The sequence below is a fragment of the Candidatus Binataceae bacterium genome, from assembly GCA_036495685.1.
Classification (GTDB): domain Bacteria; phylum Desulfobacterota; class Binatia; order Binatales; family Binataceae; genus JAFAHS01.
In genome coordinates, this window is sequence record DASXMJ010000172.1 from 1 (window position 1) to 20,653 (window position 20,653).

At 61.8% G+C, this 20,653-nt stretch carries 18 protein-coding genes; 10 read left to right on the forward strand and 8 right to left on the reverse strand.

Features of this window, described 5'->3' with window-relative positions; all coding sequences use genetic code 11:
• From VGI36_15695 to VGI36_15720, 6 genes are all read right to left on the reverse strand, one after another.
• Positions 1–720: acyl-CoA dehydrogenase family protein (locus VGI36_15695; GenBank protein ID HEY2486589.1), on the reverse strand; the 720-nt coding region annotated here is incomplete at its 3' end.
• A 100-nt stretch (positions 721–820) separates the two neighbouring features.
• Positions 821–2,008, reverse strand: coding sequence for an FIST N-terminal domain-containing protein (locus VGI36_15700; GenBank protein HEY2486590.1), 1,188 nt, complete (start codon positions 2,006–2,008; stop codon positions 821–823).
• A gap of 124 nt (positions 2,009–2,132) precedes the next feature.
• Entirely contained in the window at positions 2,133–3,599 is a 1,467-nt protein-coding gene (locus VGI36_15705) for a M20/M25/M40 family metallo-hydrolase (GenBank protein HEY2486591.1), read from the reverse strand.
• Complete coding sequence (locus VGI36_15710) at positions 3,596–4,804, reverse strand: dihydrolipoamide acetyltransferase family protein (protein ID HEY2486592.1); 1,209 nt, start codon at positions 4,802–4,804, stop codon at positions 3,596–3,598. Before VGI36_15710 ends, VGI36_15705 begins: the two co-directional genes overlap by 4 nt.
• 23 nt (positions 4,805–4,827) lie before the next feature.
• The gene (locus VGI36_15715) at positions 4,828–5,799 is read right to left on the reverse strand and encodes an alpha-ketoacid dehydrogenase subunit beta (GenBank protein ID HEY2486593.1); all 972 of its coding nucleotides are present in this window, start codon (positions 5,797–5,799) and stop codon (positions 4,828–4,830) included.
• 24 nt (positions 5,800–5,823) lie between these two features.
• On the reverse strand, positions 5,824–6,798 hold the full coding sequence (locus tag VGI36_15720; GenBank protein ID HEY2486594.1) for a thiamine pyrophosphate-dependent dehydrogenase E1 component subunit alpha: 975 nt from the start codon (positions 6,796–6,798) through the stop codon (positions 5,824–5,826).
• 244 nt (positions 6,799–7,042) lie between these two features.
• Here VGI36_15720 and nth point away from each other — a divergent pair, with 244 nt between their 5' ends.
• The 9 genes from nth (at position 7,043) to VGI36_15765 (ending at position 18,142) form a co-directional block, all read left to right on the forward strand.
• Complete coding sequence (nth, locus tag VGI36_15725; GenBank protein ID HEY2486595.1) at positions 7,043–7,699, forward strand: endonuclease III; 657 nt, start codon at positions 7,043–7,045, stop codon at positions 7,697–7,699.
• Positions 7,700–7,768: 69 nt separating this feature from the next.
• Positions 7,769–8,659, forward strand: a complete 891-nt coding sequence (locus tag VGI36_15730) for an NAD(P)-dependent oxidoreductase (GenBank protein ID HEY2486596.1) — start codon at positions 7,769–7,771, stop codon at positions 8,657–8,659.
• 4 nt (positions 8,660–8,663) lie between these two features.
• Positions 8,664–9,482 carry a hypothetical protein gene (locus tag VGI36_15735; protein HEY2486597.1) on the forward strand — a complete coding sequence of 273 codons (819 nt, stop codon included), beginning with the start codon at positions 8,664–8,666 and terminating at the stop codon, positions 9,480–9,482.
• Positions 9,483–9,623: 141 nt separating this feature from the next.
• Complete coding sequence (locus tag VGI36_15740) at positions 9,624–10,985, forward strand: hypothetical protein (GenBank protein HEY2486598.1); 1,362 nt, start codon at positions 9,624–9,626, stop codon at positions 10,983–10,985.
• Positions 10,982–12,028: a MoxR family ATPase gene (locus VGI36_15745; protein ID HEY2486599.1), complete on the forward strand. Its 1,047-nt coding sequence runs from the start codon at positions 10,982–10,984 to the stop codon at positions 12,026–12,028. The genes VGI36_15740 and VGI36_15745 overlap by 4 nt, the downstream gene beginning before the upstream one ends.
• 10 nt (positions 12,029–12,038) lie before the next feature.
• Positions 12,039–12,944 (forward strand): DUF58 domain-containing protein, encoded by a 906-nt coding sequence (locus VGI36_15750; protein HEY2486600.1) that lies wholly within the window; start codon positions 12,039–12,041, stop codon positions 12,942–12,944.
• A 2-nt stretch (positions 12,945–12,946) separates the two neighbouring features.
• The gene (locus VGI36_15755; protein ID HEY2486601.1) at positions 12,947–14,824 is read left to right on the forward strand and encodes a BatA domain-containing protein; all 1,878 of its coding nucleotides are present in this window, start codon (positions 12,947–12,949) and stop codon (positions 14,822–14,824) included.
• Positions 14,817–17,402, forward strand: a complete 2,586-nt coding sequence (locus VGI36_15760) for a VWA domain-containing protein (protein ID HEY2486602.1) — start codon at positions 14,817–14,819, stop codon at positions 17,400–17,402. The genes VGI36_15755 and VGI36_15760 overlap by 8 nt, the downstream gene beginning before the upstream one ends.
• A 338-nt stretch (positions 17,403–17,740) precedes the next feature.
• Complete coding sequence (locus VGI36_15765) at positions 17,741–18,142, forward strand: DUF983 domain-containing protein (GenBank protein HEY2486603.1); 402 nt, start codon at positions 17,741–17,743, stop codon at positions 18,140–18,142.
• 13 nt (positions 18,143–18,155) lie between these two features.
• Here VGI36_15765 and VGI36_15770 read toward each other — a convergent pair whose 3' ends face one another.
• Together VGI36_15770 and VGI36_15775 are read right to left on the reverse strand one after the other, a co-directional pair.
• Entirely contained in the window at positions 18,156–19,331 is a 1,176-nt protein-coding gene (locus tag VGI36_15770; GenBank protein ID HEY2486604.1) for an aminotransferase class I/II-fold pyridoxal phosphate-dependent enzyme, read from the reverse strand.
• A 157-nt stretch (positions 19,332–19,488) separates the two neighbouring features.
• The gene (locus tag VGI36_15775; GenBank protein ID HEY2486605.1) at positions 19,489–19,701 is read right to left on the reverse strand and encodes a helix-turn-helix domain-containing protein; all 213 of its coding nucleotides are present in this window, start codon (positions 19,699–19,701) and stop codon (positions 19,489–19,491) included.
• 324 nt (positions 19,702–20,025) lie between these two features.
• Between VGI36_15775 and VGI36_15780 the strand changes: the two genes are divergently transcribed.
• The gene (locus tag VGI36_15780; GenBank protein HEY2486606.1) at positions 20,026–20,649 is read left to right on the forward strand and encodes a hypothetical protein; all 624 of its coding nucleotides are present in this window, start codon (positions 20,026–20,028) and stop codon (positions 20,647–20,649) included.
• Positions 20,650–20,653: the final 4 nt, after the last annotated feature.

A 20,653-nucleotide genomic window follows, 5' to 3' on the forward strand; every position in this document is an offset into this window, starting at 1 on the left:
CGCCGCGGTGGCGATGTCCAGGGTCCGCTGCAGAATAGGCCATCCCTGATCGACTTTGCCTAGCATGCCCTCCGCCTTCACGTTGTCAAATTTCAGGTGGCACAAGCGACGAGTCATATCGACGGTCTTGAGCTGGGTCACGGTGACACCCTTGGCGTTCGACGGCACCAGCAGGATGGTTATTCCGTTCTCACCGCTTCCACTAGTTCGGGCAGCGACCGCAAATCCGTTTGCGACGTGCGCATCGGGTACAAAGAACTTCTCACCGTTAAGCACGTAATCTGAGCCGCTCTTGGCCGCCTTCAGTTGGATACCGCCCGCATCGAAGCGGCCAGCAGCTTCGGCGATGGCGACCGTGCCGATGAACTCGCCCTTGGCCATACGCGGCAATATCGACTTCTTCTGATCTTCCGAACCGCCTTCGATCAGCAAGGGCACTCCCAACAGCGCGCTGGTGAAGAATGGTCCTGGAACCAGGGCCTTGCCGGCTTCCTCGACGATCACGGTCATGTCGAGGAAGCTACCGCCCTGGCCGCCGTAGTTTTCCGGAATCAGCAGTCCGGGCCATCCGAGTTCGACGATTTTTTTCCAGAAGCCCTGATCGTGGGCACTTGCGTCCGCCATCATTTGGCGGACAAATTTGGTCTGACAATTGTCGGCCAGAAAGCGCTTGGCCGCGTCGCGCAACATCTCCTGCTCTTCAGAAAATCCGAAGTCCAACTTCTCGTCCTCCGTCGTGAATGGATGGAATCCGGCGCCCAGGCTCGAATCCAAGATTTCAGGTACCACTAAGCGTTTCAGCGTTGCAAGCCAGCGAGCTTCAACTCTTCGTGGTTCGTGCCGAGATGAAAGCCAGAACGCCGGAGTATTGGAGCAGGGCAGTGTGCTCACCCGCCGGGCCGATTTCGAAGCCGGTAAAAAACCCGCCCATCGGAATTTCACCCAGGTACTGCCGGATATAGGCCGAGTCGTGGCCTGGAATGTTGTAGAGCCCGGACCCGCGGGAAACGCAATCAAAATACAAACCGAACGCCGGCGCGCTCACCAGCCGGGTTTTCAGATCCTCAAGCGTCTCTTTAAGATTGTTGCGCGACCGCTCCGCATCGCGCAGCACCAGGCCGACCGTGTCGCCCTTCTGCGGATGATGTGCCACCGCGAGCGCACCGTGTTCCTGGCTGGCCCCGACGATGTTACGGACCAGGAATTTACCGCGCTCGATTTTGCCGGCCGCGGCATCCATGGGCACGGCGAGAAACACGAACGCGAGCGCGCGCCGCAAATCAGCCGCCAGCGGCCAGGCCGCTTCCGCAAATACCTGATAAGCGGGGCGGCCATCGAGCTCCAGGATCACATTGTCGCGCACGGCAGTGACTCTATGGGGCGGCCCGACCGGCGCGCACGCGAGCGAACTTGCGATTGTGAGATCGAAGTCGCCCGCGATTAGCATTCCCGATACGGCGTTGTTACTAACCGCATCACCACAGAACACGAACGTTTCACCGATCGAGCCGTCCTCACTCGCCCCGCCCCCCGTCACCGCCACGTGGGGAAGCTCGCGCGAAAGGGCAGGTAACAGCTTCTCCGCGTCCATGTTGTAGGTGTCAGCAAACAGGCAAAGCAGATTGTTCTGCCGCAGCGCGGGGCGCACCGCGGCGGCGATTTCGGCGGCTACTTCAGAGCCGCGCCCACGCAGCGTCGGGACGAAGAACCGGCGTGCGCCGATCTCTTCGCCGCCTAAGACGATGACCACCACGGCGTTGCCGGACTCGATTTCCTGCTCGTGCGCAATCACTCCGAGGCTGGAACATCCGGCAACCTCCCGGGTTTTCGCCTCGGCTCCAACCACCCGCAGAATCATGGGATAGGCCGCACCGTAGGCAGTTGTCGCAAAGCAGAGTGCGGCCTGAGCCTGCGCCACGCCTGCCTCCTGCATCGCGGCCGCAGTCGCCTCGCGGGCGGCGGTCTTGGGGTTGAGTGCGTTCGAAAATCCGACTCCCGCGCGAATCATCCCGTTTTGGTCCTCGTGGTGGCCGTCGCCACTACTGTGAATGAGCAGATTTTCGCGGATTCGTCTAGCTCGGCTCTCACCCTAAACCTAGCGGGGTAGGGAAACATGCAGCTCGCCGGGAAGTCTAGCGTCCGCCCATGATCTTCAGCAATTCGACGGTGCGCCGAATGCCACCCTCCAGCTCATCGACCGAAATCCGCTCATCATTTCCGTGGATGCCTTTGGGCTCCTCTGGATGCGTGACTTCGATCGGTACAAAACCGTAGGCGATGATTCCCTTCTGTCGAAAGTAGTGGCTATCGGTGAATCCGGCGATCAACGTCGGGAGCACGGGCGCGTCCTTGTCCATATGGCGCGCCAGCGCTTGAATTGCACTCATCAGCTCTGATTTGTGCGGCGACGAAACCGGGGGCCAGTTGCGGACCACCTCGGTCTTGAGGTTCTTGTCGTTTAACGCCTTGTCAATCGTAGCCACCACGGCTTTCGAATCGCTTCCCGGCAATAGGCGGCAATCAAGTTCCGCATAGGCGGTGGCAGGGAGAACATTGACCGCGCTGCTCGCACCCAGGACGGTCGGGGTAAGCGTGTCGCGCACGAGCGCGTTTTGCTCCGGGACAGCGAGAAATTGTTTCTGGAAAACCGGGTCACGCAGCGCGGCTGCGAGGTCGAGCCACTGTTTGGGGCCTTCTCCGAGCTGAGCCATCGCTCGGAAGTAGTCTTCCACCGGCCCAATGAGGTGTATGGGAGGGTGGTACTCCACTAGACGCTGCAACCCGCGCAAGAGTTCGGTTACTGAGGTTTCCGCGGGCGGTTGGGACGAATGCCCGGTCGGTCCGTTCGCAGTTACCCTAAGCCACAAAGGCGTCTTCTCGGTGACTGCGACCGCGTAGTAGACCTTCTTGTTAGGCAACATCCGGATGAAGCCGCCTTCGTTCAGGACATAGGCGACGTCCGAGTAGACGGGCTGCTGGTGGTCGACGAACCATCCGGCGCCGGCTATACCACCCTCTTCTTCATCGCCGGTCGCGACGAAGAGGATGTCTCGATCGAGCAGAATTCCGGCCCGCTTTACCGCCAGCATCGACATCAGGAACACCACTCCCGGCCCCTTGTCATCGCGCGCGCCGCGGCCCCATATCGCCCCGTCCTTGACCTCACCGGAAAACGGAGGTGTCTTCCATTCCTTCGGATCGGCGGGGACTACGTCCAAATGGCTCAACAGCAGCAGAGCCTTCTGATGCTTCCCGATGCCGTGCAGGCGCGCCGCGACGATCCCGCGTCCGGGTAGCGGCTCCCAGGTAGTCGCCGGAATTCCGTCGGCAATGAATTTGTCCTTCAGGAACTTGGCCGCCGTCAGCTCATTGCCTGGCGGGTTGGTGGTGTTGATTTGAATGTACTTCGATAGCAGGTCCGTCGCTTCCTGGGTCAGCTTGTCGTAGTCGATAGCCTTGGGTTGTGGGGCGCGCACCGCGACCGCTTCGTGCGCGGACTTGGGTGAGGATTTTGACTGGGCGAAAGCCGGCGCCGTCGCGATGCCGGTTGCGATGCAGAGTGCTAAAGCGAGCTTAAGCCTCCAGCGCGCGCGGTTCATCGCTCGCCGTAGTTGAAGAACTCGATGACGGTTTGCAAAAACTCCGCGGCGGGCGCGCCGTCGACTACGCGATGGTCAAACGTGAGCGATAGCGTCATCATCGCGCGCCGCGCGATCTCGCCGCGGTAGATGGCGGGCTTTTCAACAATTCGGCCGACCCCGAGAATCCCGGTTTCGCCGGGATTGAGGATCGGGGTGAACCCATCGATGCCGTAGGTGCCGAGATTGGTGATCGTAAAAGTGCCGCCCGTGACGTCTTCGAGCTTGAGATGGCCGGTCCGGGCCTTTTCTCCCAGCGCCTTGGCCTCGATCGCGATCTCGCGCAGGCCCTTGCGCGCGGCATCGCGTACCACCGGGACGATCAGTCCTTCGCTAAGCGCCACCGCGATGCCCACGTTGATTTCGGCGGGCGTTACGATCTCCGCGCCTTCCAGCCGTGCGGCGACCCGTGGATGTCGCAGCAGCGCGTGCGAAGCGGCATGAATCAGCATGTCGGTATAGGTGGCGTCGAACTCATTCTTGAGGCGCGCGCGCAATTCGGTCGCGGCCGTCACATCCGCCTCGGTCGTGATCGTGATCTGAGCCGAATCACGCAGCGACTGATGCATCCGCTCCGCGATCGTCTTGCGGGCCCCGCGCAACGGGGTTCGCGCGCCGCCCGATGGTGCAGGGGCTGTGGGTCGTGCTGATCGTGTCGGCGATTGCGGACTTTTGGCGGCGCGCTCCACATCCTCTTTGGTGACGCGACCACCCGGTCCGCTACCTTCGATCGCTTCGAGGTCAACCCCCATTTCGGCTGCGAGTCTGCGCGCGACGGGACTGACCGCGCGCCGGCTACTCTCCGCAGGCGTGGAGACCGACGCGGAGCGCGCCGCCCGCTCTCGAACCAGCCGCTCGGGAGCCATGCTTGCACCGTTGGATGAAACCCGATCGGCATAGCGGCCAGTCACGACCGCTAGGTCTTCACCCGGCTCAGCGAGCACCGCGACCGCTACTCCGCACTCCACCGTGGCCCCTTCCTCTACCAGCCACGCAGCGACAATTCCCGCAGAAGGTGCCTCAACTTCGTAGAGCACCTTTTCGGTCTCTACCTCGTACAACGGCTCGCCCACGGTCACCGACTCGCCGACGACCTTGAAGTAACGCTGCACGGTTCCCTCGTGCATCGTCAGCCCAAACTTGGGCATCGCCACTTCGATGGCCACGCGTCTGATCCCGAGTCGTCGCTTCAGTTGCCCAGCAGCTCGCGGATCGCACGTTCGATGCGCGCCTCATCGGCCACAGCCGCGCGCTCCAGAGGCGGGCTGAAGGGAATCGGAACGTCAAGCGATGCGACCCGTTTTACCGGTGCATCGAGGGAGTCGAAACCCTTTTCCGCGACCATCGAGGCGATGTCGGCCGCCGCCCCGCCGCGCAGATGTCCTTCGTCGGCGACCACGATGCGATTGGTTTTGGCCAGCGAACCCAGAATGGTCTCTTCATCCAGCGGCATAAGGGTGCGCGGGTCGATGACCTCGACCGAGACGTTGTCCTTGGCGAGCTTGTCCGCGACTTTGAGCGCCTTCGGCACCATCGCGCCGATCGCGACCAGGGTGACGTCCTTGCCCTCGCGTTTGACGGCGGCCTTTCCGAGCGCAACCAGGTGGTCGCCGGCGGGCACTTCCTCTTTCAGCCGCCCGAGTCCGCCATGCTCGAAGACGATCACCGGATTGTCGTCGCGAATCGCACTCTTGAGCAGCCCTTTCATATCCGCCGGTCCAGACGGCACGACCAGCTTCAGTCCGGGTACGCTCAGGAACTGTGCGTACACGGTTTCGGAATGCTGCGCTGCCGCCCCGCCCATCGCACCGAACACCGCGCGAAACGTGATCGGCAGGCGGGCCTGTCCGCCGGACATGTAGCGCAACTTCGCAGCCTGGTTGCAGACCTGGTCGAAGGCGCAATAGAAGAAGCTCGCGAACTCGACCTCGCAGATCGGCCGGGTTCCAGCCATCGCTGCGCCCACCGCCGCGCCCACGAAGCCCGCTTCACTGATCGGAGTGTTGCGCACGCGCTTTGCGCCGAACTTGTCGATAAGCCCTTTGGTCGCGCCGAACGCACCAAGCACGACGTCCTCGCCCATCAGGAAGGTGAGCGGGTCGCGTTCCATCTCTTCGGCCAACGCGGAATTGATCGCCTGTATGAAATTTAACTGGGGCATGGCTCTAGGCCTCCCGCTCCGGACTCAGACGTAAACGTCGTCGGTGACTTCGGACACATCGGGCAACTCGCTTGATCGCGCAAACGCAATCGCCTCGTCCAGTTCCTTTTCGGTTTCGCTCACGATCTTTTTCAATTCCGCCTCGGAAATTTTGCCGCCCTCGAGGCACCACTGGTGGAAGCGGATGATCGGACATTTGCGCTTCCACTCCTCGACCTCGGTCTTCTTGCGGTAAGCCTCCTCGCCGAGGAACGCCTGCTCGCCGACGACGTGCCCTTCCCAGCGATAGGTCTTGCACTCAAGCAGGGTGGGTCCTTCGCCCGCGCGAGCGCGCGCCACCGCTTCGGTCGCGTACTGATACACCTCCATGACGTCGTTGCCGTCGACGATGTGCCCGGGAATCCCATAACCCTGCGCGCGCACCGCGATGTCCTTAACCGAGGTTACGGTCTGCATAGGGGTGAACTCGCCGAAGCCGTTGTTCTCGCACACGAACACGACCGGGAGCTTCCATATCGCGGCCAGGTTGAGCGATTCGTGGAAGGTGCCCTCGTTGGAAGCGCCGTCGCCGAAGAAACACGCGCTGACTTCGTCGCGTCCCGCGATCACCGCCGCGAGCGCGGAGCCGGTCGCGATCGGCAATCCGGCGCCGACGATGCCGTTGGCGCCCAGGATCCCCAACGAGAAGTCGACGATATGCATCGAACCACCTTTGCCTTTGCAGTACCCACTGCGCTTGCCGAAAATCTCGGCCATCATCTTGTCGAGTCGGCCGCCTTTGGCGATCAGATGACCATGACCACGATGGGTCGAGGTAATGCGGTCGGTCTTGCGCAGGGCTGCGCAGATACCCGTCGCGCTGGCTTCCTCGCCGATCGACACATGGACGAAGCCCGGAATCTCGTTGGCCATCGCCAGGTCGCGAATACTTGATTCGAAGTGCCGGATTTTCTGCATCGACCGGTACATTTCGAGCAGCTTGTCTTTGCCGACGTCCATCGCCATTGCCTCCTACGGGTGAGCGGTTCCCCGGCGACTACAACTAGTCCGCAGCAGCGCGGACGGTCAAATGAGAATTGCTTGGTAAGATACCCAGGAGGGAGCGGACTAGTTCGCCTGCATCGAAGTTGGCCGTACGGGGCTGGCGCCCCGTCCCTAGGATTGATGGAGCCGTGCTAGAAGAGACGCTGTGAAGCGCGCCGCGGTCGTTAATCGAAAGTCGCTTACGCGCAGACGATTTAAGGTGACGCCGGAGACCGTCGGCGATCTCATCGAGACCTTGCGCCGGGAGGCAGCCTCGTGGAACGCGCCGATTGTTACCTTGGTGGCGACCCACACGCGGGACCCGTTCCAGACCCTGATCAGCTGCATTCTGAGCCTCCGCACCAAGGATGAAACCACCGCGGTGGCAACTAAACGGCTGTTCGAGCGTGCATCGACTCCCGAAGCGATGCTGAAGATTCCGCTTCGACAGCTCGAGCGCCTGATTTTTCCGGTGGGATTTTATCGGACCAAAGCGCGCGTCATTCGCGGAATCATCAGCGATCTCAAAGCCAGGTACGGCGGCAAGGTACCCGATGATCTAGATGCGCTGCTTACCCTAAAAGGAGTCGGCCGCAAGACCGCGAACCTGGTAGTGACGGAAGCGTTTCGCAAACCGGGGATCTGCGTCGACACCCACGTGCACCGCATCTCCAACCGCTGGGGCTTGGTGAAGACTACCACGCCCGACAAGACCGAGATGGCGTTGCGCGAAGTGCTGCCTCGGCGTCATTGGCTCGAGTACAACTCGCTCCTGGTCGCTTTCGGGCAAACCCTATGTCACCCGACCTCGCCATGGTGCTCGCGGTGCCCGATCGAGCATCGCTGCCCCCGCCTCGGCGTGGTGAGATCCAGATAACCTCGCGCGCGCAACCCGTGGCACGAGTCGGAGTCGAGGAATCTCACGTCGCCATGGTAGGGTGCAGGCATGAGCCTCGAAATTGGATTTGTGGGTCTTGGTGCCATGGGATTGCCGATGGCCGCGAATCTGCTGGCAGGCGGCCACCGCGTGACGGTTTGGAATCGAACCCAATCCAGGGCCGAGCCGCTTTCGAGCAAAGGCGCCGCCGTCGCGCTTAAAGCCGCCGACACCGTCAGGCGCGGTGGCGTGCTGGTCTCGATGGTGGCCGACGATGCGGCATTGGCGGAACTGGTCGCGGGCGACGCTGCTCTAGCCGAGCGTCTCGGTGATGGTGGTATCCATATCTCGATGAGCACCGTCGCGCCGGCGACCACGCGCGAACTCGCCGAAGTCCATCGCAGGGTGGGGTCCACGATGGTCGCTGCGCCGGTGTTCGGGCGCCCCGACGCGGCCGCGGCGAAGCGCCTGTGGATTTGTGTCTCGGGTCCGGCTGCCGCGAAAGCGGCGGCTCAGCCGATCCTGGAAGCCTTGGGGCAGCGGGTCTTCGATTTCGGCGAAGTAACCGAGGCTGCCAACGTCGCCAAGATATGCGGCAACTTCCTCATCGCCGCCGCCATGGAGGCGATGGGCGAAGCGTTCGTGTTGGCCGAAAAGAACGGGGTCGATCGCTCGGCGCTGGCGACCATGCTGGGGCAGACGCTGTTCGCATGCCCCGTCTACCAGGGGTACGGCGGCGCGATCGCCAATCGGCGCCACAGTCCCCCGGGCTTTCGTCTCCCGCTTGGGCTCAAGGATGTTGAAATTGTGCTGCGCAGCGCGTGTGAGGTGAATGCGCCGATGCCCACTGCGAGCCTGCTGCGGGATCGGTTCGTTCACGCGCTAGCGCTGGGCCGCGCCGACCTCGATTGGTCGGCACTCGCGCTCGGCGCGCGCGAGGACGCGGGTCTCACGGATTAGCGACATGACGCGGCGCGCTCGCCGCCGCGACGGCGGCGTCAGTCGAAACGGGCTTCCACCTTCGATTCTCCCGATCGCTCTGGTGTTGTTGATGCTCGCCCGAGCGCGACCCGCCCACGCGATCGATTTCTACGAAATTCAAATTTACGAGGTGGAAACCGCCCCATTTCACCATCTGACACTCGAACTGCATTCCAACACTACCACGACCGCGACTGGTCAATGGGCGCGCGAAGCGATCGACCCCTACCAGATTCATTTAACTCTGGAAGCGACCTACGGAGTGCTGCCGTGGCTCGAGGTCGGGCAGTATCTGTGCACGGCCAAGATGAGCGATGGGAATTACAACTACGCGGGCTCACGCAGCAAGGTACATTTTGGCGTGCCGCAATCCGAAAATTGGCCTCTCGAAGTCGGCGGCAACATCGAACTGGACTACATGCGCTTTCAGGCCGAGGAAAATCCCCTGACCCTGGAAATCCGTCCGATTCTCGAAAAGAAGCTTGGGAGCCTTATGATCGTCGGGAATTTCGCGTTCGAGAAACCGTTTAGTGGCCCGGACACCCACAAAGGTGTGCAGTTCGATCCCTCGGGAGAAGTCGTCTATCAACTCACCCATTGGGTTTCGCCCGCCGTAGAATACTATGGAGACATGGGCCCGCTCTCCGATTTGCCGGGCGTGCAACGACAACAGCACTTCATAGTGCCGGCGCTCAATTTCGATTTTCTGCCCCAGCTCGAATTGAACTTCGGGGTTGGGGTCGGACTCACGCGGACGAGCAACGGGTTGTTCATCAAGTCGATCGTCGGCTGGACATTCTAGCTTCGCGTAGCGCAACGGGAAGGTGTTTCGTGCCGAGCGAGTCGGATGCTCCGCGGCGTGAAAATTCACGGAATTGCACAGAGGATTCTCCGTTGCCTGCCGCGCTGCGCTTGGTTAATCTGAATCTTTCTCCGTATAGAGATGCCCGCGTCTACTCACCTATCGCGAGCTCAAGAAAAGCTCGACATCGTTCTGGGCCAGGTAACGAGCCTGCGCGCACGACTGAACTGGCTTGCGCTGCAACACGGCTTGTACCTGGTGTTGGCGATCGGGATAACGGTCGCCGCCGTGGTGTTCGCGGGTGCGATGCTGCTGCCACCGTTACAGTTCCTCGGCGTCGCAGGTGCCATGACGCTACTTGGGGTTTTCGCGCTTTGGACCACGCTGCGGTCGGCGTTGGGCAGGCGCTCAAATGCGCAGCGGGCCGCGGCGCTGGCCGATGAACGCGCGGGGCTTAAGGGCCGCTTGACCACGATCGTTGAGACCGTCTCGTCTCGCAGGCGCGGGGTGCTGTGGGCGTATCTGATTGAAGACGCACTGGCGCATCGCGACGAATTCCTGCCGGCACGCGTCGAGCGCCGGCGCATCGCGCGATCCTGGTGGACTCCACTCGCGGCGCTCGCGGTCGCGGCGCTGCTGATCCCGATAGCTCGAACCCGCCAGAACCTCAAAATTGCATCCAACTCGGGAACCCCGGACATCACGGTCGATCTTGATGATCTTCATCTGCGTCCCGCGGAGCCCGGAGACAGCAACGGACTGCAGGTCCAGGCCGACCCTGCCACCATGGCGAAGCTGCGCGAAAAACTGGCGCGCGAGGGGGTGACCACGGGGCAGGGAGACTCGGGGAAGTTCGGCGGGCTGCTGGATCGTGCGCGCAACCTGGCGGGCGACGTACAGAGTAAACTGCGCGGCGATTCCAGACCGCAGCAACGCTTAACGCTCAGGCTGGCGGACAATGAGGCGGGACTCGATCCTTCTGATCATCGCGGTCCCGATACCCGGCGCAATTCGCATCGCGGGGAGCAGGCCGGGCAATTCAAGCGTGACAATCCCAGCGAAGACGAGCCCGCGCTGCCTCCCATCGACGATGCGCTACGAGAACCCGACGCGCAAGGCAACGCAGACGATAACGGCGAGAACGGTCCGGAGTCCGCCAGTAAGGGCAAATCGCTGGCCGGCGCCGACGATTCCAGTCAATCCGCGCAGACCGATGAACAGCGCGGTGAGCAGTCGTACAACGGCGGAGCGGTACATGGAATCGGAGCCGATCCGGACAGCCTGTTCGGCGAGGCCTCAAAGTCGAAGATGAGTGCCGAAGGTTTTGAAATTGCGATCGAGGCACGCCCGGTCGAGCAAGGCGCCAAGGGCGCTGGGCAAGCCTACCTTCCTCCCAAGGTGCATACACCTCTGAATGCGCACCAGCAGCCCGATGAACCCGTCCCCCGCGCGGCCGTGCCGCCCGATGACCGAGTTACCATTCAGCGAGTGTTCGAAAGATGAGCGAGACGCAAGCTGCGCTCGAGCTGCCGACGGTGGCGGACTTTGCCCGCACTTTCCGCCGCATCCAGTCCGAAATTCACAAGGTGATCGTGGGCCACGAGCAGGCGGTCGAGCAGTTGCTCTCGGCGCTCTTCGCGGGCGGCCACGTACTGATCGAAGGAGTGCCGGGAACCGGTAAGACCACGCTGGTCAAGACGCTGGGCCGCGCTCTCAATCTGAGCTTCAACCGCATCCAGTTCACCGTCGACCTCATGCCGGCCGATATTACCGGTACGCGCGTGATCCTGAGCAGCGAGGATGGCCGGCGCGAATTCACCTTCCAACCCGGCCCGGCCTTCTGTCACATTCTGCTCGGTGACGAGATAAACCGCGCGACGCCCAAAACTCAATCCGCCCTGCTGGAAGCGATGGCGGAACTACAGGTGACTGTCTCGGGCACCACCTATCCACTGCGGCCGCCGTATTTGGTGATGGCCACCCTGAACCCGATCGAAATGGAAGGTACCTATCCACTGCCAGAGGCCCAGCTCGATCGATTTCTGTTCAAAGTGCGGCTGGACTATCCGGAAGAGGACAACCTGGTCCGCATCATTTCTTCGACCACCGGGGCCGATGAAGCCGGCATAGTGCCCGTGTTCCATGGCGACGAAGCACAGGAGCGCGTCGAGACGCTCAAAAAGTTGGTGCGCGAAGTAATCGCGGCACCTGCGATGGAGCACTATGCCGCGCGCATCGTGCGTGCCACGCAGCCAGACCACTCACGCTACGTCGGCGACTCGGTGAAATCGCTTCACGACGAGATGGTTAATCGCTACGTGATGTTCGGCTCCTCGCCGCGCGGCGCGCAGGCCCTGATTCTTGGAGGCAAGGTCCGGGCGCTGCTCGATGGCCGCGCCAACGTGGCGCGGGAGGATATCGAAGCGATGGCGGTGTCCGCACTAGCCCATCGAATCATGCTCAATTACGCGGCCCACTCTGACGGGATCGATGCGCCGCAGATCGTGGAGCGCGTGATCAAGTCGGTACGCGCGACGCGCGCCTGAGGTTGTCGTAATGCTCGAGGCGCGCGCGTTCGAGCCCGAATTTTTGAGAAAACTCGATCGCCTGGTACTGGGGATCAAACGCGCCCGGACCGTGCGCTCCGGGCAGCGCACTCTGGGACGCGTGCAAGGCCTCGGAATCGAGCCGGAAAATTTCCGCGAATACAACGAGGGCGACGATCTACGCTTTCTCGACTGGAACACGTACGCGCGCCTCGATCAGCTTTCCATTCGCACCTTCCGCGCCGAGCGACAGGTCGAGATCACCATGCTGGTCGATGCAAGCGCATCGATGGCGTTTCCGGAGAGTGACGACAAGCTCGGGTTGGCACTCGCGTTGGCAGCGTCGCTGGCCTACGTCGGAATGAGCGACAACGATGCGGTGCGCATCGCGGCCTTCGCGATGCGCCGCGGGAACATGCACTTGGACTCGTCGCCCTTCCACCGTCGGCGCGAGTCCTACCTCGACTTTCGTCCGTTTGTGAGCGCCATCCGGACCGGTGGCGAGACTCGGCTCGGGGCAGCCGTAGATTCGCTACTGCATCAGCGCCGGCCAGCCGGAATTGTGATCGTGGTCTCCGATTTTCTGGTCAGTCGAACCGACTATGAAGATGCGCTGGCGCGGCTGCTGGCCGCGCGCCATCAGGTGAAAGTGATACAAGTTCTCGGCCAAATTGAGTCAACCGGAAGCTATCCGCCGGGCCTCTATCGGGTACGCGACGCGGAGACTGGCGAGGTTCGCGAGACGGTCTTTGGAGCTGACGCCGCGGCTGCCTGCCGCCGCAAGGTTGACAAACTCGCCCAGGAGGTTCGTGGGTTCTGTACCCAGCGCGGCATCGCATACACACAGGCATTCGGCGCCCACAATCTGGAAAACTTTATGGAGCGCGAACTGCCCGCGTTGGGTGTCGTGCGCTAAGGATGGGATTCCTTAACCCCATAAATCTCCTGTGGGGCGTCGCGCTGGTGGTTCTCGCCCTGATCTATCTGCGTTCACGCTCGCGTCCGACTATCTCGGTATCGAGCCTGATGCTGTTCGATGAGGCCGCGGCGCCGGTGACGCGCGTGCGTCACGTCCGCATCGATCCGTTGTTCTGGCTCGAGCTCGCCGGGTTGACCGCCTTGGTTCTGGCGGTGGGCGGGCTTTACGCGATGGTCCCGGCACGCGCTGGCCGTGGGCGCAGTCATGCGTTGGTGTTTGATTTGGGGGCGGGAATGGGTGCCCGCTTCGACGGAAGGAGCGGTCTTGAAGAGGCCAAAAAGCGCGCGCTCGAGCTGATCGATGGAGCCCCGGCCGGCGACGAATTCAGTGTGATAACTTATGCCCTCGAAGCGCAGGTCGCGCTGCCCCAGACCCAAAATCTCGACGCGGTTCGCAATGCTATTCACGCCCTCCAGTCGCTTGCGGTCGCCGCGCACCCCTCGGCGCTCTCGGCCGCACTCATGCGGGGACGCGGATCGTCGGAGATTGAACTGTTCACCGACCGGGCGCCGCCCGCGCGCGCACTCGGCGACGCGAAAGGGACCACACCCCTGCATTTGCACCGGACCGCGCACGGCGACGACAACGTGGCGATCGTTTCACTAGACCCGGGCGCGGTCGGCTCCTCGCGCGGGCGCGCGGTACTGCGCAACTTCTCGAACAAACCGCGCCTCGCGGAGTTTCAGGTAAAAGCGGAAGACCGCGAGGTCTTTCATAACACCCTGATGTTCGCTCCGCGCGAGCAGATGGTGGTGCCTTTCGGCCCCCTGACTACGGGCGGCTTGATCTCGGCCCACATTCTTACCCCCGATGCTATCGAGGCCGACAATCAGCATTGGGTGTATGCGCCCGCCAACCAGGCCGGACATGCGCTGGTGTTGTCCGCTGATTCCGCCGTGCGCGACGACCTCGCGCGGGTGCTGCTGGCGATCAATCCAAACTTGCAGATCGAAACCGCCGACCCTGCCCAATTCTCTCCGCAAAAGGCTGGACCTCCTTTCGACCTTGCGGTGATGCATGACTGTTACATGCCGGGAATTTCGACGGCCTCGATGCTGCTGATCTTTCCGCCGCCGGTAGTGCCACCTGCGGCCAGGATCCCCGGGCTCGTGGTTTCGGCCCAGAACTTGCCGGTCATTCTGAAGCCAGCGCGCGATATGCCCTTCAGCGTCGGACAGAGCACCGTTCTTCCCGCGGTCCGAGGCATGACCCTGCCCGAATGGATGAATCCTCTCGTGCAGGGTACGACACCCGGCGAGTCCGATTTGGTGCCGCTGGCGGCGATTGGCGGAATTCCGAGCGGCCGTATTGGCGTTATCGCTTTCGATGTGCGTAACCGGCTGCTGCTCGATGCGGATCGACTCGACGCTCTGGTCGTAACGATCAATTTGATCAAGCAATTGACCGCGCCGGCCGATATTCAGGTTGTTCCCACCGGTTCTTACGTGGACGTTCCGGTCGCGGGCAGTGCAATCGTTACCGCACCCGATGGCTCCCGGAGTCAGGCGGAAGCCGACAAGTGGAGCCGGGTACGAATTCGTCCGCTTCAGTCCGGCCATTACGCGATCGAGTCAGGGACCAGGATCGTGGAGGTTTACGCGAATTACTTCGATGCTTCCGAGTCGGACCTTGCACCTACTCCGGCTGCGACTCTCTCCCCCGCGCCAGCTCCTTTCTCGGAGCGTCCCTCGAGCCACGGTCCTCGGCAGGTGCAGCCACTTCTGCTGGTCCTCGCCGGGCTTGCGATGGTTGCCTTTGCGGTGGAGTCCGTCGTGCTGATCCGCCATTCAGCACTGTGGGGTGCCGCCCATGTTTGATCATCCCGCCGCGCTGTGGCTGCTGATTCTCGCCCCGCTGGTGGCCTATCCCGCGGTTGTGGCCATCCTGCGTGGAGCGAGAATTGCCGGCGCAGCATCGCTTGCCTGCAGGCTCGCCCTGCTCGCGGTCTTGGTAGCGCTATTGGCGGGGCTCAAAATCAGAGGGACGACGGCGGCGCGTAGCGTTGAAGTGGTGGCAGTGCTCGACGAGTCGCGATCGATCGCGCGCGACCAAAGCGATTGGATGTACCATCAGCTTCACGAGGTGGCCCGCCACTTGAGTGCCCGTGATCGGCTCGGGGTTGTCGGGTTCGGCCGCGATGCACAACTCGCGGTGCCACCGTCCGACCCGCGGCTGATCGGCAATCCCATGGCGCGTCCTGATCCCGGCGCGACCGACATTGCCGCGGCGCTGACCGCCGCGCAAAGCCTGTTTGCCCCTGAGAACGAGAAGCGGATTTTGCTCCTGAGCGACGGTAACGAAACCCGCGGCGACGCGGCCGCCGAAATACCGGCGATGGTCGAAGATGGCGTCCGAATCTACGCCGCGGCGCCTCCGCCCTCAAATGCCAAGCGGGTGGCGCTTACCGACTTTCAGGCTCCCGAGAACATTCGCGCGCAGCAACAGTTCAACCTCAGAATCGGCATCGAAAGCGAATCGTCCGACAAGGTCGACGTGCAGCTGCGCTTGCTGCGCGATGGCAAGGCGGTAGGCGGACAGCATGTCACGCTCAGCCTGGGAATGAATCACTTCGAGATGCCATACCAGGTGGACCGGGCGGGTGCTTACCTGATGGGGGTAGAGATAGCCGTGGCTCCCCCGTACAGCGCAATCAATTCGCGCGCGGAGGCGCCCCTGTCGGTGAGCGTCGCACCCCAAGTTCTGATCGCATCGCAGAGCCGCCCCGAAAGCCTTCTGAGTGCGCTCAAAGCGCGCAACTATCGAGTGGACCTGGTGCCGCCACGTAGCCTGTCGAACAAGCCCGATGACTACCTGCCGTATCAACTGGTGATTCTGAACGACGCGTCGGCGACAAGCCTCGCACCGGGCGCGCAGCATGCAATCAGCCGGTATGTCGCCGAGCTGGGCGGGGGGTTGGTGGTGACCGGGGAAGCTCTGCGCGACGATCGGTACAAGGGCGGCGATCTCGAGAAAACCCTGCCGGTGAACTTCGAGGCGCAACCGCCCCCACCATCGCGCGAGCCGATCGCCGTGTACCTGTGCATCGATCGCTCCAATTCAATGAGCTACGACTCGCGCTATCCCGCGGTGCGCGACGGTGAACGCATCCGTTACGCGAAGCAGGCGGCAATCGCTTTGCTGCGCCAGCTGGATGATACCGACTATGCCGGCGTTATCGCTTTCGACTCCCAGCCTTACGTGCTCGGACATCTGCAGCCGCTCGGCGAAGATCGCTCCGAGCTGGAGAATCGAATCGAACGGCTGCAACCCGGCGGTGGCACCGATTTCAAAGACGCTCTCGAAATCGCGCAGCGCGAGATCATGCAGAGCGGTATCCCGGTACGACAGATAATTCTGCTCACCGACGGCGACACTAATCGCCAATACCACGATCACGACGCGCTGATCGCTGATTTTTCAAACGAACATATACCCGTTTCGACCATTCGGATCGGGCCCGATCTGGCAAATCTTCGTCTTCTGCAGGACTTCGCACAGGCTACCGGCGGGATCTTTTACCGGGTGCAGGACATCGAGAAGCTTCCACTCTTGCTGGTCGGCCTGACCCGCGAAGCGATGAATCGCCGCAAACAGGGACGGACCAGTGTGGAGGTCGGGCCGCCCAGTGCCATTCTTACCGGGATCGATCCACGCAGTATTCCGCCCATCGATTTCTACGCTTCCTCGGTTGCAAAGAATGGAGCGCAGGTTCCTCTACAGATCGCGCGCGGCGATCGGGCCACGCCATTGTTGGCTGCTTGGCAGTACGGCCTGGGCCGGGCCGCAATCTTCGCCGCCGATCCGGACTCGCTGGCGACCCTGAGCTGGATTCGCTGGGACCGCTACGCGGAGTTCTGGTACCAGCTGGTTGCATGGACGATGCGGGAGGGAGATCCGGGCGCCTTCGCGATACGAGTGCGGACTCAGAGCGACGGCGCATTGTCAGTAGAGGCCGAGAAGGCCGACGCCATCCCAGTTCCCAACCTGGTATGCCGGATCAGCGGACCCGGCCACCTGGTCGACGTTCCCATGACGCAGACCGATGCATCGCTGTACACCGGTGAAGTCGGGCCGCTGGCGCGGGGAAGATACGTAGCCACCCTGATGATCAAGGCGGGCGATACGGAACGGGTGCTAACCCATCGCGACTTTGCGTCGCTGGGTGAGCTGCCCTCCGATGCTGCCGAGCTTCGCCTCCGTCCCGCCAACGTCGATCTTCTCGGACGCCTGGCCCTAGCTACGCGAGGTGCTCTCGATGCCGCTCCGGAGACGGTGGCCGCACATCGTGGAGGGACCGTGACCATTCGCCGCGAAGCATCGCCCGAGCTGCTCCCGCTCGCTATCTTGCTGTTTCTCGGGGAGGTTTTCGTCCGCCGCAGGTTTCTTGGCGACTAGTCAATGCCGCTTTAGTGCGGTGAAGCGCCGGGAGTAACGCGACTGCGAGGAAGGTTTGCGTGCGGTCGCGAGCGTGAGCGCTCTGCCGCCGGCGGCCTTCAGAGCCTGACCACCGGGCTTTCCGGAAAACGAGCTTCTCAACATTGCGATAGTTCGAAGAGAAGCCGATCAGACCCCGGTTTGGCTCATCGGAGCAGAGACGAGCAGATGCCGATCGAGACCTCGCCGACAAAACTGGAAAGTAGAGCGCATCCCGTTTGCGCCCGCCTGCTTTCTCTGCACTCGGTTTCTGCCCGTGCCATCCGTCGCACGTGCCTCAACTCGCGCACTGCGATACTATGACGTCGGTGATCCAGGAAACTCCCTCAGTCCTGATTAGGCGAGCCCTGACGCAAAAGTGTCCGGTTTGCGGACGCGGAGCAGTTTTCGCGTCGCACTTCCGGATGAACCGGACGTGTCCGAAATGCAATGTGGTGTTCTGGGCTGACCCGGGCGAGTCTCTAGGGGCGATGTATCTGGACTATGCAGTGGCCACGGCGGTCTTCATCGTGATGTGGGCCGTGTTGTCGTGGACCACTTCGCTGTCCGACGCCGCCCAGTGGATCATCATTTCGGTTGTGACAGTGGCCAGTGTACTTGCGTGCTACCCGATCACGCGCAGTGCGTGGACCGTTCTCGTGTATATTTCCGGCGGCATCGAGCGTCCGCGCCTCAAGATCGTGCGCGGCGGCCGTACCTGATTCGGTCGCCCCCCTATCGAGCTGCAACTTTCTTCGGGAGCTGCCGCAATCGCTGTGCTGCCATGGCGATGGTTTCGTCGCTCTTTGAGAAAGTGAAGCGAACTTTGCTCCGCCCCAATTCGGGCCGGCTGTAGAAACTTGATCCTGGTACCGCTGCAACGCCGACCTCGTCGAGCATGAAATCCGCGGTGGCGAAATCGTCAGCGAAGCCCAGGTGAGCGATGTCTGCCACGATATAGTATGCCCCGGCAGGTTGACTGCATCGCAGCCCGGCCTCCGTCAGCGCATGATGCAGCATCCCACGCTTGCGTTCATACATCGCTGCCAGCTCCGCATAAAACGACTCCGGCAGGCGCAGGGCGACCGCGCCAGCTTCCTGCAGTGGATGTGGCGCACCGACGGTGAGGAAGTCGTGAACTTTACGTATCGCTGAGGTGATGCGCTCGCAGGCAATCGCGTACGCGAGACGCCACCCGGTTATCGAATAGGTTTTCGACAGGCCGCTGATCGTCACGGTTCGATCGGCCATGCCGGGCAGGGTCGCAATCGAGACGTGGCGTGCACCATCGTAGATGATGTGTTCGTAAATTTCGTCGGTGATCGCCAGCGTGTCATAGCGGCGGCACAGCGCGGCTATCGTCTCGAGTTCTGCGCGCGTGAATACCTTGCCGCTGGGATTGTGGGGAGTGTTGATGACGACGGCCTTGGTGTTTGGGCTAAATGCCGCTTCCAACTCGCGCCGATCGATCGAGAAGTCGGGGTCGCGAAGCGCAACGTATCGAGGAGTCGCGCCGGCAAGGATAACGTCGGGTCCGTAGTTCTCGTAAAACGGTTCGAAAATAACCACCTCGTCGCCCGGATTGATGACCGCCAGCATCGTGGCGATCATTGCCTCGGTCGCGCCACAGGTGACAGTGATGTTCAAATCGGGATCGCAGGTAATTCCGTTGTAGGAACGGACTTTCTCGGCGATCGCAATCCGGAAGTTGGGGGAACCGTGAGTTATGGCGTACTGATTGAATTCCTGATCGATCGCGGCTTTGGCCGCCTGCTTAAGCTCTTGGGGTGCCGCGAAGTCAGGAAAACCCTGCGCCAGATTCACCGCACCACATTTCAGCGCGCGCCGCGTCATCTCCCGGATGACGGACTCGGTGAAGAACCGGGTTTTTAGCGAAACTTCAGTTGGCATCCAGCGCCAGTCTACGCGCGAACCGCTTGTCGGACCATCGCGGCGGACTGCGCCACATTCGCGATACTCTGAGGAAGACGAGCGTTTTTCTGTGTGGCCACCAGCGGAGTGGGTCGGTTGGTGAAAGTCAGTAGGCGACGAGAAAAGATAGGGCGCGTCACTCCTTCAGCGTGTCGGCATCCTCGGCCAGCAGGATGGCACCCTGCTTCATTCGCCACTGATCAATGACCTCGACGTTGAAGCGCCAATCGCTTCCTATTTTGAATCCTGGCAGTAGTCCCTTCTTTAGCAATCGGTAGATTGTCGAACGGTGTACCCGCAGGTATTCGGCGAGTTCGTTCACAGTCAAGACTTTTACAGCTTGTGCCATCGAGTCAATCTTACCCCCGCCACGCTTCGTCTATCATGGTTTAATTCATACCTATAACGCCATAAAGATTCGAATGGGGCAACTCTTTGTTTACGATAATTAAACAAGTTTTTGATCTTATAAGGACGGCTCTCTAATGTTCGTTAGTGTTGAAGGTCTCTGTGAGTCAATGAGTTTGAACCAAATTGAAGCCGGCGCTCGGAGCGGCGAACTGACCGTACATGTCGCAGTCGTTCGGCCATTCACCAACTCCCGGAGCCCCGAAAATGAATCCGCCTTGGCAAGTTCTGTAGTAAATCTAGGTTGCGAGGGTTCGGGCGCTGTTTGGAAAAGTCTGCCAAGTCGTTCGTCAAGCGAGTCGAAATGATTCCCCCGGCGGGAGAGTATCGATACGAGATTCGCCGCACCGGTGAAGCCCTGGCGCGGGAGGAGACGACTTTCGACGGAAGGAAGATTGCCGGCTGGCGGCAATCACTGGAGGGAGCCAATCGCAACGAAGTCGAAGCCGAAATTTCACCCGAGGGCCTGGTGGTACGGGTGCGCTTGCGCTACGTACGCGGGCCCTTCTCGCGCAACGCAAGCTACGAGGCCGGCGACGATTTTCTGCGTGGGAGCGTGAGCGCGCTGGGCGGGCGTAACGCGGTAACCGCCAAGCTGGGCAGATTCCGCGAGGTGAGTGCCGATTTCTTACTCTTCCGCGCGCTCACTCTCGGACATGTTCGTGAGCGGCGGCAGACACGATGGACCGGCAGAGTAGTCACTATCGATTCCGCGACCCTGGTCGCCACGTCCAACAAACAATCGGCTCGGGCGGCGGACGATGGCGGACTTAGATGGGTTTACGAGCCGCGGATGGGGGACGTCGAGGACATTGAAATTGACCCGCAGGGAAGGGTGCTTTGCCGTCGCGACAACCGCGGCGGCGAGGCTACGCTCGTGGTCGGCTGAATCG